The organism is Clostridium sp. OM05-6BH (genome assembly GCF_003481635.1).
Classification (GTDB): domain Bacteria; phylum Bacillota; class Clostridia; order Lachnospirales; family Lachnospiraceae; genus Butyribacter.
Map to the genome: position 1 here is coordinate 1 of NZ_QULH01000015.1, position 12,250 is coordinate 12,250.

12 protein-coding genes are annotated in these 12,250 nt (G+C 44.5%); 9 read left to right on the forward strand and 3 right to left on the reverse strand.

The features are described 5' to 3' along the window. Positions 1-50 precede the first annotated feature (50 nt). The 3 genes from DXB73_RS11190 to DXB73_RS11200 are packed head-to-tail and all read right to left on the reverse strand — an operon-like array spanning position 51 to position 2,660. Positions 51-569 carry a DUF4364 family protein gene (locus DXB73_RS11190; protein ID WP_022024126.1) on the reverse strand — a complete coding sequence of 173 codons (519 nt, stop codon included), beginning with the start codon at positions 567-569 and terminating at the stop codon, positions 51-53. Next, positions 566-1,534 carry a TIGR01212 family radical SAM protein gene (locus tag DXB73_RS11195; RefSeq protein ID WP_118691174.1) on the reverse strand — a complete coding sequence of 323 codons (969 nt, stop codon included), beginning with the start codon at positions 1,532-1,534 and terminating at the stop codon, positions 566-568. Before DXB73_RS11195 ends, DXB73_RS11190 begins: the two co-directional genes overlap by 4 nt. Next, the gene (locus DXB73_RS11200) at positions 1,509-2,660 is read right to left on the reverse strand and encodes an NADP-dependent malic enzyme (protein ID WP_118691175.1); all 1,152 of its coding nucleotides are present in this window, start codon (positions 2,658-2,660) and stop codon (positions 1,509-1,511) included. Before DXB73_RS11200 ends, DXB73_RS11195 begins: the two co-directional genes overlap by 26 nt. Positions 2,661-2,997: 337 nt before the next feature. Here DXB73_RS11200 and rho point away from each other — a divergent pair, with 337 nt between their 5' ends. The 9 genes from rho to DXB73_RS11245 all read left to right on the forward strand — a co-directional run bounded on the left by rho (position 2,998) and on the right by DXB73_RS11245 (position 12,179). Beyond that, positions 2,998-4,899: a transcription termination factor Rho gene (rho, locus tag DXB73_RS11205; RefSeq protein WP_347559548.1), complete on the forward strand. Its 1,902-nt coding sequence runs from the start codon at positions 2,998-3,000 to the stop codon at positions 4,897-4,899. A gap of 141 nt (positions 4,900-5,040) precedes the next feature. Then, on the forward strand, positions 5,041-5,247 hold the full coding sequence (gene rpmE, locus DXB73_RS11210) for a 50S ribosomal protein L31 (protein ID WP_022025014.1): 207 nt from the start codon (positions 5,041-5,043) through the stop codon (positions 5,245-5,247). Positions 5,248-5,464: 217 nt separating this feature from the next. Beyond that, positions 5,465-6,853 (forward strand): DUF1385 domain-containing protein, encoded by a 1,389-nt coding sequence (locus tag DXB73_RS11215; protein WP_118691176.1) that lies wholly within the window; start codon positions 5,465-5,467, stop codon positions 6,851-6,853. Beyond that, complete coding sequence (gene prmC / locus DXB73_RS11220) at positions 6,850-7,689, forward strand: peptide chain release factor N(5)-glutamine methyltransferase (RefSeq protein ID WP_118691177.1); 840 nt, start codon at positions 6,850-6,852, stop codon at positions 7,687-7,689. The genes DXB73_RS11215 and prmC overlap by 4 nt, the downstream gene beginning before the upstream one ends. 20 nt (positions 7,690-7,709) lie before the next feature. After that, the gene (gene prfA / locus DXB73_RS11225; protein ID WP_118691178.1) at positions 7,710-8,783 is read left to right on the forward strand and encodes a peptide chain release factor 1; all 1,074 of its coding nucleotides are present in this window, start codon (positions 7,710-7,712) and stop codon (positions 8,781-8,783) included. 16 nt (positions 8,784-8,799) lie between these two features. Beyond that, positions 8,800-9,870: a glycoside hydrolase family 5 protein gene (locus tag DXB73_RS11230; RefSeq protein WP_243104102.1), complete on the forward strand. Its 1,071-nt coding sequence runs from the start codon at positions 8,800-8,802 to the stop codon at positions 9,868-9,870. Positions 9,871-9,907: 37 nt separating this feature from the next. Then, positions 9,908-10,696 carry an RNA methyltransferase gene (locus DXB73_RS11235; RefSeq protein WP_118691179.1) on the forward strand — a complete coding sequence of 263 codons (789 nt, stop codon included), beginning with the start codon at positions 9,908-9,910 and terminating at the stop codon, positions 10,694-10,696. A 222-nt stretch (positions 10,697-10,918) separates the two neighbouring features. Next, on the forward strand, positions 10,919-11,260 hold the full coding sequence (locus DXB73_RS11240; protein WP_243104100.1) for an NfeD family protein: 342 nt from the start codon (positions 10,919-10,921) through the stop codon (positions 11,258-11,260). Position 11,261: 1 nt separating this feature from the next. Next, positions 11,262-12,179: an SPFH domain-containing protein gene (locus DXB73_RS11245; protein WP_022025006.1), complete on the forward strand. Its 918-nt coding sequence runs from the start codon at positions 11,262-11,264 to the stop codon at positions 12,177-12,179. The last annotated feature ends 71 nt before the right edge of the window (positions 12,180-12,250 follow it).

Sequence of the window (12,250 nt, forward strand, 5' to 3'; positions counted from 1 at the left end):
ACACCACATTTCTGTGATGTGAGATTTCCTTAACTTAATGCCATTGAGAATTATTCTCCCAGCTTTTTTAATAAACATTGATATATTTCAGTCTGATTTTCTTTGAATTTTTGGCACGCCTTACGAGCTGCTTCCTCGGAGGGAACGGCAAAGGAAAGCGAGAATAATGTGTTGCCGCGTTCCTGTACTAAAGCAGATGCCAGATAGTCTCCGGAAGGAGTTACCGAATAGTCGGTGTGGACTGTGGTAGCTTCTAAAATATCAACTTTATTGTCTCGCAGATATTCATCAATCTGTCGTATCGTGTCTTTGGGAAGCATGGAAGAGAAGTATTCTAACATCTGCGATCCCTTTTGTGTGATCTTGTAATATGTCGTTTTACGAGTTGCCTCTTCCTCAATCAGGGCATCTTCTGTCAGAAGTGCTAATGTTTCCTGAATTGAAAAAAAGTCTGTATAGCCATGCCCTAAAATGAAATCGCACAAAAAAGCATTAGGTAGTCCCTGTTTTGTGCGGCTTAATGCATATAAAATAATTAATTTATACAAACGCAGTGTGTCTGGTGTCATAGGTTTCCTTTCTGCTTGCTGTAATATTTCCCCTGATAGACCTGCTCTGTTTTGAGAGAGTGTGCTATTTGGTTAAGAACAGCCCGTTTGTTGCAGCTCCAGTGTGGTGCGATCAGGAGATCTTTTGGACCATCTCCGGTCAGGCGGTGGATCACAATCTCCGGAGAGAGATTGCCGATGCATTGGATGACCAGATCTACATACTCTTCCTGAGTCAGGATATGCCAAGGATGTTCTTCGAGATAAACTGCCAGATCCGTTCCTTTTAATACATGCAATAGCTGCAATTTGATCCCCTGAATATGTTGTGTGTTCAGATATTGGATCGTTTCAAGAATGTCTGCTTCGGTTTCGCCCGGAAGTCCAAGGATCACGTGGACGATCACCGGAATATTGAGTGTATGCAGCGTGTGCGCAGTCTGCTCAAAAACATGCAGAGGATATCCACGGCGAATGAAACGAGCCGTATGCTCGTGCACCGTTTGCAGACCGAGCTCGATCCATGTCGGTTTTATCTGCCTGCATTCATCGAGCAGGGAAAAAATCTCCGGAGAAAAGCAATCCGGTCTGGTAGCGATAGAAAGTCCGACGATATCCGGATGCGCCAGCGCTTCCAGATACATCGGACGTAATATGTCGATGGGAGCATATGTGTTGGAAAACGATTGGAAATACGCAATGTATTTCTGACCGGTTTCCTTGGCGCTGCCGTTTAGGCGACAGATCGCCTCATCGATCGCAGCCGTGATAGATCGGTTCGTCGTGGCAAAATCACCGGAACCGCCCTCGCTGCAAAAAATACAGCCTCTCGTGTGCAGTGTTCCATCTCGGTTTGGACAGGTCATTCCCGCATCTAATGCAATTTTATAGACCTTTTGTCCAAACGTTTCTTTGAGATAATGGTCTAAGGAATAGTAGGGCTTTTCACCCCAACGAGATCTAACGGATGTGTGATTTGACTGCATCGGCCACCACCTGAGCTGCGCGTGGGTCAAACGCTTCCGGTAAAATATGTTCGTCATTTAATTCTTCGTCAGAAACGAGTCCGGCAAGTGCAAGAGCAGCAGCGAGCTTCATTTCTTCTGTAATGTCGGTCGCTCTGCCGTCTAATGCACCCTTAAAGATGCCAGGGAAAGCAACAACATTATTGACCTGATTTGGAAAATCAGATCGACCGGTTCCGACAACGCGTGCACCGGCAGCTTTTGCAACATCAGGCATGATCTCCGGAACAGGATTTGCCATGGCAAACAGTATCGCATCGGAATTCATGGATTGAACCATTTCTGCGGATACAATATTAGGAGCGGAGACACCAACGAAAATATCGGCACCACAAAGTGCGTCAGCCAGTGTTCCGGTTTTGCCGGACAGATTTGTTACTTCCATCATTTCCTTCTGCATCCAGTTTAAGCCCTCGCTCTTTTTAGATAAGATACCGCTGATATCGCACATTGTTACGTCGGTAAATCCATAGCGGAGTAATAATTTTGTAATAGCAACGCCGGCGGACCCGGCACCGTTTACAACAACTTTGCAATGTTCTTTCTCTTTGCCAACCACTTTCAAAGCGTTAATAATGCCGGCGAGAACAACGATCGCAGTACCGTGCTGATCATCGTGAAATACCGGTATATCTAAGGCTTCTTTTAGACGACTTTCGATCTCAAAGCAGCGTGGCGCAGAAATATCTTCTAAGTTGATACCGCCAAAAGCCGGTGCAATGTTGATCACGGTTTTGATGATCTCTTCAGTATCCTGTGTATCTAAGCAGATCGGGAAGGCATTGACACCGCCAAATTCCTTAAAGAGGACTGCTTTGCCTTCCATAACCGGCATAGCAGCTTCCGGACCGATGTTACCGAGGCCGAGGACGGCACTTCCGTCAGAAACAACAGCAACGGTATTGGATTTGATAGTATATTGATAAGCTGCTTCTTTATTTTCTGCAATGACCTTACATGGTTCAGCAACACCTGGTGTGTAGGCAACAGCCAGATCCTCGCGGGATTTTACCTGACACTTGGGAGTTACATCCAGTTTGCCATTCCATTCTTTATGTAATTGTAGAGCTTTTTCTGCATTTGTCATTCGATTTAACCTCCATTTTCTGTAGAATTATTTGTAATAGCAATCGCAAACTATATCATAGCATACATCGAATTGGAAAACAATAAAGCCGAAAAACTTCGTCCGACAAAAGATATTTTGTTCGAAAAAAGACGAACGATGTCGAAAAAACAATAATATTCATAGGATTTTGCGAAAATTTTTGAAAAAGTCATTTACAACGCTGTTAAAATGCTTTATATTATTTAGTGCATGTAATTACTCTAATACAGTAGGTCATAGATACATAGGCGAGACAATATCGTCGTGATCGATTTATTATTCATTATAATCCGACCTAATAATTGCAGAAAGAATCATGTTAGCACAAGTTGAATTTTTTTTATTGGAAAGGGATATTTTTATGACAGAATACGATAAGTTATCATTGGTTGAATTACGAATTGTAGCGAAGAAGATGGGCATCAAAAGTGTTACCAGTTACAAAAAGTTAGAGTTGCTTGCAAAAGTGAAAGAAGTTGCAGCAACAATGGAATCTACAGATGCGACACCTGAGATGGACGATATTCAGAGTGTAGATCATGTTGTAGAGAGCACAGGAGAGGCTGTCGACAGTCCGATGCCAAGATCCAGATATGCGAGTGAATCAGACAATTCCCGTATGGAGGAAAGTGGACGAGATATGAATCGTGGCTATGTCAGTGATAGAGAACCTATGAGAACATCCGGTTATATGAGGGATCCTGAGATGGGAATGGCTCGTGGAGGATACTCCCGTAACGAGGGAATGAGCCGTGGAGGATACACCCGCAATGATAATATGAGTCGCGGAGGATACTCCCGTAATGATAATATGGGTCGCGGAGGATACATGAATCGCGGCGATAATATGAACCGCGGAGGATACATGAACCGCGATAATATGGGACGTGGTGTATACAGCCGCAGTGAGAGCATGAATCGTAGCAATTATTCCCGTAACGAAGGCTATCGAAACGATGGTTATCGTAATGATAATATGGATCGTGGCGGATATGTACGCAATGATAACAGAGGCTATCATGCGGATCTTCGTCCGCAGCTGCACCGGGCACCACAGCACGAGTTGACACCAACGGAGATCGCTGAGTTGGATAGTGGTGTATCACGTGAGGGTATTTTGGAAGTACTCCCGGAGGGATATGGATTTATTCGATGCGACAATTATCTCCCTGGAGAGAGAGATCTGTATGTCTCACCGCAGTTGATCCGTAAGTACCATCTGCGTACCGGAGATATCCTAAATGGTAATATTCGTATTCGTAATCAGAATGAGAAATTTGCCGCATTATTATATATCAAAGAAATCAATGGCAATGATCCGGATGAGATGATAAATCGTCCAAAGTTTGAGCAGTTGACACCGGTATTTCCGGATGAGAGACTTCGCTTAGAGACACCGGGCTGTCCGATATCCATGCGTATGATGGATCTGATCGCACCAATTGGTAAAGGACAGAGAGGAATGATCGTATCTCAGCCTAAGACAGGTAAGACGACATTATTAAAACAGGTTGCCAAGGCTGTTAAGACAAATCATCCGAAGATGCATTTGATCGTATTGTTGATCGATGAGCGTCCGGAGGAAGTGACAGATATCAAAGAGTCTATCTTAGGACATAACGTAGAAGTGATCTTCTCCACGTTCGATGAACTTCCGGAAAATCACAAGCGTGTATCGGAGATGGTTATTGAGCGCGCTAAGCGTCTTGTAGAGCAGGGCGAAGAAGTTATGATCCTGTTAGACAGCATTACTCGTCTTGCAAGAGCCTACAACCTGACAGTACAGCCAAGCGGCCGTACTTTGTCCGGCGGTTTAGATCCGGCTGCATTGCATATGCCAAAACGTTTCTTTGGTGCAGCACGCAATATGCGTGAGGGCGGAAGTTTGACAATCCTTGCAACTGCACTTGTGGATACCGGAAGTAAGATGGACGATGTTGTATTTGAGGAATTTAAGGGAACCGGTAATATGGAGCTTGTTCTTGACCGCAAGCTTTCCGAGAAGCGTGTATTCCCGGCGATCGATCTTCCTCGTTCCAGTACGCGCAGAGATGATCTTCTTCTGACACAGGAGGAGATGGAAGCTAATTTCCTGATGCGTAAAGCACTTACCGGAATGAAATCCGAAGAGGCTGTTGAACGGATCATTGAAATGTTCCGTCGTACTAAGAGTAATCAGGAATTTATCCAAACGATTCGCAAGACAAAAATTGTATAAAAGTGCTTGCAATCCGCTTTTGACTATGCTATACTGAAGAAGTTGTGTAAAAATGAGAATCGAGAAGGCTTTTTTCAAAGTTTTCTTCGCAATAGTAACCGACTGCTGAGAAGCGGCGGAATGGAAATGGAGGATAAAGCGATGAGAGAAGGAATTCATCCAAACTACTATCAGGCAAAGGTTGTATGCAACTGTGGAAATGAGTTTGTGACTGGTTCTACTAAGGAGGAAATCCACGTAGAAATCTGCTCCAAATGTCATTCATTCTATACAGGTCAGCAGAAGGCTGTCAAAGCTCGTGGTGCCATTGATAAGTTCAATCGCCGTTATGGTATTCAGGCAAACTAGCAAAATAAATGGTCGGAGTGCGTCCGACCTTATGAACGGTCACAGTATTTGTGCTTAACAAGTGCTGTGACCGTTTGTGTTATACACAAATGGAGAGAAAGTGAAGTAAATTTGTGGTGTAAAAATTGGATCTGTTGCAGAATGAAACAGATCCGCAGTGTGAAAATTGTATCTGTTGTAGAATAAAACAGATGCGTGGAAGGGCATGGTTATAAAAATGAAATCATCAGGAATAGGTGGACAGGCAGTATTAGAAGGCGTAATGATGCGCAATAAGTCCAAGTATGCAGTAGCAGTACGCAAACCCGATGGAGAGATTGATATAAAGGTAGATACCTGCACAAGTGAAGGGGACCGCAAGCTGTTTTTCAGACTTCCATTGATCCGAGGTGTTGTTGCATTTGTGGACTCTTTGGTGTTAGGAATGAAGACATTGACATATTCTGCCAGCTTTTACGAAGAGGAAGAAGCGCAGGAAGCTTCAGCTGCGGATGGGAACAAGGCAGATCGTACGGATGAGAAGAGTGGCGAGAAACAAAAAAAAGAAGGCTCCGAAGCAGAAAATTCAGCATCATTGGCGAAGAAAGCAGAAAAACGTGAACAGCTGGAGATGGCGATGACAGTAATGCTGTCTATTGTACTGGCGCTGGCGGTGTTTGTTGCACTTCCGTTTGGATTATCTTTGCTGCTAAAAGATCATATTCGATCGCAGGCTGTATTAGCACTGATCGAGGGACTGATCCGACTGGGGCTGTTTATCGGTTATGTGTATGTCATTTCCTTTATGCAGGATATTAACCGGGTATTCATGTATCATGGTGCAGAACACAAGGCGATCAATTGCGTGGAAAATGGTGATGATCTGACGGTATTGAATGTGCGTAAGCATTCCAGATATCACAAGCGTTGTGGAACCAGTTTCCTCTTTATTGTTATGTTGATCAGTATCGTACTGTTTATGTTTTTACATTTTGACAGTGTATGGCTTCGTTTGTTGAGCCGTTTGCTGCTGGTGCCGGTTGTGGCAGGTATTTCGTATGAATTTATCCGTCTTGCGGGCAACAGCGATGCAAAGATCATCAATATCTTAAGCAAACCGGGAATGTTTTTACAGGGATTGACAACGAGAGAACCGGATGACAGCATGATCGAGGTTGCCATTGCTTCAGTAGAAGCAGTTTTTGACTGGAAAGAGTACCAGAGCAGATTGCAGGCGGTTAAGAAGAGTACAAAACGCAAAAAAGTGGCAGAAGAGATGCGTAAAAGCGGCATGACAGCACCGCTGCCGATCGTGGATCCGGCGAATGCTAAGAAAAAGAGTGGAACAGAACTTGCTTCTGAGATCAAAAAACGTGAGCAGGAGTATAAGAAACGTGCCGATGAGCGCAAGAAATATATGAAAGAAATGCAAAAGCGTGAGGATGAGATCGCGAAGGTAATGGATGAAGTATCCAAACGTAAGGAAGAGCGTCAAGCGCTTGCACAAGCACAGGAAGAAATGACAGAGGATGAACTTTCCTCCTTAGATCGTTTCTTTGATGATCCGGATGGTGCAAAATCAGATATGGAATCAAAGCCTTCCGTGGATGAGGTGGAAAACGGATGAAAGAGGAAATCCTTACGCTAAAGGAAGCTTTGGCGAAAGCCGTGGACAAATTGCAGCAGATGGAAGTGCCGGATGCCGACATTGATGCATGGTATTTGCTTTCCTATGTGACCGGACTTGACCGTGCGGCATTTTTCCTGCATGGAGAGGAACCGATGGCGGAGCCGGATATGATTCGATACCGCGACCTGGTTACAAAACGTGGGGAACGCATTCCATTACAGCATTTGACCGGTGAGCAGGAGTTTATGGGGCTGGATTTTCATGTGAATGAACATGTACTGATCCCGAGACAGGATACCGAATGTCTTGTAGAACGGGTTCTGCCATATGTAGATGGCAAACGAGTGTTAGATGTGTGTACCGGTTCCGGGTGTATTGCGATAGCGATTGCCAAACTTGGTAAACCGTTCATCGTGCACGGAGTAGACATTTCCGAGGAAGCACTTGCAGTTGCCAGACAGAATGCAACAGAACTTAACGCTTCTGTAGAACTGTTTGCGGGGGATCTTATGACAAAGATGGATGGGCAATACGATGTGATCGTATCGAATCCACCGTATATCCCACCGTCAGTGATAGAGGGATTGATGCCGGAAGTACGATTGCACGAACCGATGCTTGCACTGGACGGTGGACAGGATGGGCTGGAATTTTACCGGAGGATTGCAGGACAGGCGGTCACACGACTGGCACCAAACGGAAGACTGTTTTTGGAGATCGGATGTGAACAGGCTGCTGCTGTAGCGGAAATATTGCAAAAACAGGGATATCGGGAAGTACAGGTGTTTCAGGATCTTGCCGGTAAAGATCGTATTGTACAATGTATCGTATGAAATAGAATGGAGGAAGAATCATGTTTGATAAATTAGAAGATTTGGTGCGTAGATTGGAAGAGCTTAATATTGAGCTTACGGATCCTGATGTTATCAGTAATCAGGATAAATACCGCCAGCTTATGAAAGAGCAGAATGAGTTGACGCCGATCGTTGAGAAATATCAGGAGTATCGTGCGGCAAAAGATGGTGTGGAAGATAGTCTTGCCATTTTAGAGGAAGAGAACGATGAGGAAATGCGTGAGCTTGCCAAAGAGGAGTTGGCAGATTGCAAAGCTAAAGTAGAATCCTGTGAACAGGAATTGAAGATTTTGATGTTGCCGAAAGATCCGAATGATGATAAGAACGTTATCGTAGAGATCCGTGGCGGTGCCGGTGGAGATGAGGCGGCATTATTTGCAGCAGATCTGTTCCGTATGTATTCTAAATTTGCCGAGGCAAACCGTTGGAAAGTAGAAGTGATGAGTGCCAATGAAAACGGCATTGGTGGTTTTAAGGAAATTGTCTTTATGGTGCTCGGTCATGGAGCGTATTCCAAGTTAAAATATGAAAGCGGTGTGCATCGCGTTCAGAGAATCCCAACGACAGAATCTGGCGGACGTATTCATACATCGACGGCAACGGTTGCGATCATGCCTGAGGTAGAAGATGTTGAAGTACATGTAGATCCGAACGATTGCAAGATTGATGTATACCGTGCGTCCGGTAATGGCGGACAGTGCGTCAACACAACAGATTCTGCTGTTCGTATTACGCATATCCCTACGGGTATTGTGGTTACCTGTCAGGATGAGAAATCTCAGCTCAAAAATAAAGACAAGGCGATGAAAGTACTTCGTTCCCGCATCTATGATATGGAGCAGGAAAAGGCGAATAGCGAACAGGCAGCTGAGCGGCGCAGCCAGGTTGGAACCGGTGATCGTTCCGAAAAGATCCGTACTTATAATTTCCCACAGGGACGTGTGACAGATCACCGAATCAAATTTACCAGCCATCGTCTGGGAGAAATATTAGATGGAGATATTAATGAACTGCTGCAGAACATTATTGCGGCAGATCAGACAGCGAAATTAGCGAAATTAAACGAAAATTAATGGGGGGAGAATGGTTATGAGAAAAAAGAAATGGTTACGTGGTGTAATGGCAATGGCGGTAGCGGGGAGTCTGCTTATATCGGCAGCACCGGGAAGCCTGCAGGCACCGAAAGCGTCAGCAGCAGTGAAGCTGACCGGTAAGACCAAAAAGGTTGCTTATCGAAACACTTTTGTTGGAAAACATGGCAGATTACGTGTCAAAGGCACTAAGCTGGTGGATAAAAAAGGCAAAGCGGTACAGCTTCGCGGAATATCCAGTCATGGCATCAACTGGGATGTTGGAGAGCCGTTTGTTAATGAGAAAGCTTTGCGAAATCTGCGGGACGAATGGGGCGTTAATTGTTTTCGTGTTGCAATGTATACCGAGGATTACAATGGATACTGCGTGACAGATACGGCAAGCCGCAAGAAGCTTTTGGCAAAGATCGATACAGCCGTAAAAGCCGGCAGAAAGCTTGGCATGTATGTCATCATTGACTGGCATATTTTAAGTGATGGCAATCCGAAGAAAAATCAGTCTAAGGCTAAGGCATTTTTTAAGAAAATGTCGAATAAATATCGAAAAGAAAAACATGTATTTTATGAAATCTGCAATGAACCGAATGGCGGTGTACAGTGGAAGACTATCAAATCGTATGCAAAATCCGTGATCAAGGTGATCCGCAAAGCGGATAAAAACGCGGTAGTCATTGTCGGTACGCCGACATGGAGTCAGGATGTTGATATGGCGGCAAAATCTCCACTCAAAGGAAAAAACATTATGTATGCCTTCCATTTTTATGCAGCGACGCATGGCGATGATCTGCGCGCCAAAGTAAACGCAGCACTTCGCAGCAAATTGCCACTGTTTTGTTCGGAATTTAGTGCGTGTGATGCCAGCGGAAATGGCAATTATGATTTTTCTTCTGCGAATAAGTGGATCAGTCTGATGAATCGTAATAAGATCAGTTATTGCTGCTGGAGTCTTAGCAACAAGCCGGAATCGGCTTCGCTGCTTAAAAGTTCCTGCAAGAAAACAAGCGGATTTAAGACGTCCGATTTATCTAAAATGGGAAGATATATCGTTAAGAAATACCGCAAAAAGTAAGAGAAAGTAAGTAGATAACGGAAAGGCACAAGATTTCATGCTTAGTAGTAATTCGAATCGTCAGATCAAAGAGTTGATCAAACTGCAGAATCAAGCGAAATATCGCAAAAAAAGCGGTATGTTTGTTGCAGAAGGTGCAAAGCTTGTCGCAGAGGCGGCGCATTATGGCAAACTGCAAAAAATATATATTGCAGAAAGTTCACAAGGCAGAGAAGAGGAACGTATTCAGCCGTTGTTAGAGGAGTTCCCATATGAAGTTGTATCTGAAGAAGTCTTTGCGGAGATCACGGATACGGTTACACCGCAGGGCGTTTTGGGATTAGTGCAGATGCCCAAATATACGATGGAGGAAATTTTGAACGCGAACAATCAACAGTTTTTATTGTTAGATGATCTGCGTGACCCCGGCAACTTGGGAACCATTATGCGAACAGCAGAGGGAGCCGGTATGGCAGCAGTGCTCATGAGCAAAGGGACAGTTGATCTGTTTAATCCGAAAGTAGTCCGTGCGACAATGGGAGCCATCTTTCGAATGCCGTACTGTTATGTGGAAGATCTGCCGGCGCTTGCAGAAAAACTGCGAGAGCAGGGGATCGCAGTATATGGAACAGCCATGGAAGGCAGCGTTGTGTATGATGAACCGGATTATACCACGGGGGCGGCTATGGTGATTGGCAATGAAGCCAATGGTATGTCGGATGCGATGTTTGCAGCGATCACAGACCGAATACGTATTCCGATGGAGGGAAGTTTGGAATCTTTGAATGCAGCAGTATCGGCAGCGATTGTCATGTATGAAATGCAGCGCCAGCGCAGACATCGTTGAAAAAGCAGAAAATGGTGGTCAGTGCAGATATAGTTGAAAAAAAGAGGGAAATGTTCTATAATGCTGACATTATAAACACACTGGAAACTTATAGTTTGAAAAATGAGAAAGGAATGTAGGAGTTATATGGAACCATTATATTGGCTGATATTGCTTGCAATCTTTCTTGTGATTGAGATCATCACATTGGGGCTGACAACAATCTGACTGGCCGGAGGTGCATTGGTTGGATTTCTGGCAGCGGTGCTGCATGTGCCGTTACCGATACAGATTGTGCTGTTTTTGGTCGTTTCTATTGTATTGATCGTATTTACAAGGCCGGTAGCAGAGCGTTATTTTAATAACAGCAGAGAGCAAACCAATGTCGGTGGAATTATCGGCAGAGAGGGAAAAGTAATCGTTACGATTGATAACTTTAATCAAACCGGTGCTGTTTTGATCGATGGAATCGAATGGACAGCGCGAAGTGACGAGGAGGATGTGGTCATTGAGACGGGAGAGCGTATTGTCGTTACTCGCGTGGAAGGTGTCCGCGTGTTTGTGAAAGTGAAAGGAGATCATTAATATGCCATATTTAATTGTGTTATTAGTTGTTGTAGTGATTGTCATGATATCCTGCGTCAATGTAGTGCCGCAGGCTCATGCGTATGTTGTAGAGCGATTAGGTGGTTATCAGGCAACTTGGGATGTAGGAATCCATTTCAAAGTTCCGTTTATTGACCGCATTGCAAAACGTATTCTGCTCAAAGAGCAGGTTGTTGATTTCCCGCCGCAGCCGGTTATCACCAAGGATAATGTAACAATGCGAATTGATACTGTTATCTTTTATCAGATCACGGATCCAAAGCTGTTTGCATATGGTGTTGATAATCCGATCGTTGCGATTGAGAACTTAACAGCAACCACTCTGCGTAATATTATCGGAGACCTGGAGTTAGACGAGACGCTGACTTCCCGCGAGACGATCAATACGAAGATGAGAGCATCTCTGGATTCCGCAACAGATCCATGGGGAATCAAGGTGAACCGTGTCGAGCTCAAAAACATCATTCCTCCGGCAGAAATTCAGGATGCAATGGAGCGTCAGATGAAAGCAGAGCGCGAAAAGAGAGAATCGATCCTTCGTTCACAGGGTGAAAAGGAATCGGCTATCTTGGTAGCACAGGGTAAAAAAGAAGCAGCTATTTTGGATGCAGAAGCAGAAAAACAGGCAGCGATCCTTCGCGCAGAAGCTAAGAGAGAGTCGATGATACGCGAAGCGGAAGGTCAGGCAGAGGCGATCAAGACGGTACAGCAGGCAAGTGCAGATGGTATTCGCATGTTGAATGATGCACAGGCGAGCAAAGAAGTATTGCAGCTTAAGAGTTTGGAAGCCTTTAGCAAAGCTGCCGATGGAAAAGCAACCAAGATCATCATTCCATCTGAAATTCAGGGAATGGCAGGTCTTGCTAAATCTTTTTCCGAAGTGATCAAAGACAATTAAATGATGTTAGGTCATCTGTATACGATAGCATTCTGCAAAGGGTTACAGCCTCGGGCAGAGAGAAAAGAGGA

Bases quoted from the DNA above. Each gene is read 5' to 3' on its own strand.
- DXB73_RS11190 (WP_022024126.1), bottom strand. From the start codon at position 569: ATGACACCAGACACACTGCGTTTGTATAAATTAATTATTTTATATGCA.
- DXB73_RS11195 (WP_118691174.1), bottom strand. From the start codon at position 1,534: ATGCAGTCAAATCACACATCCGTTAGATCTCGTTGGGGTGAAAAGCCC.
- DXB73_RS11200 (WP_118691175.1), bottom strand. From the start codon at position 2,660: ATGACAAATGCAGAAAAAGCTCTACAATTACATAAAGAATGGAATGGC.
- rho (WP_347559548.1), top strand. From the start codon at position 2,998: ATGTTAGCACAAGTTGAATTTTTTTTATTGGAAAGGGATATTTTTATG.
- rpmE (WP_022025014.1), top strand. From the start codon at position 5,041: ATGAGAGAAGGAATTCATCCAAACTACTATCAGGCAAAGGTTGTATGC.
- DXB73_RS11215 (WP_118691176.1), top strand. From the start codon at position 5,465: ATGAAATCATCAGGAATAGGTGGACAGGCAGTATTAGAAGGCGTAATG.
- prmC (WP_118691177.1), top strand. From the start codon at position 6,850: ATGAAAGAGGAAATCCTTACGCTAAAGGAAGCTTTGGCGAAAGCCGTG.
- prfA (WP_118691178.1), top strand. From the start codon at position 7,710: ATGTTTGATAAATTAGAAGATTTGGTGCGTAGATTGGAAGAGCTTAAT.
- DXB73_RS11230 (WP_243104102.1), top strand. From the start codon at position 8,800: ATGAGAAAAAAGAAATGGTTACGTGGTGTAATGGCAATGGCGGTAGCG.
- DXB73_RS11235 (WP_118691179.1), top strand. From the start codon at position 9,908: ATGCTTAGTAGTAATTCGAATCGTCAGATCAAAGAGTTGATCAAACTG.
- DXB73_RS11245 (WP_022025006.1), top strand. From the start codon at position 11,262: ATGCCATATTTAATTGTGTTATTAGTTGTTGTAGTGATTGTCATGATA.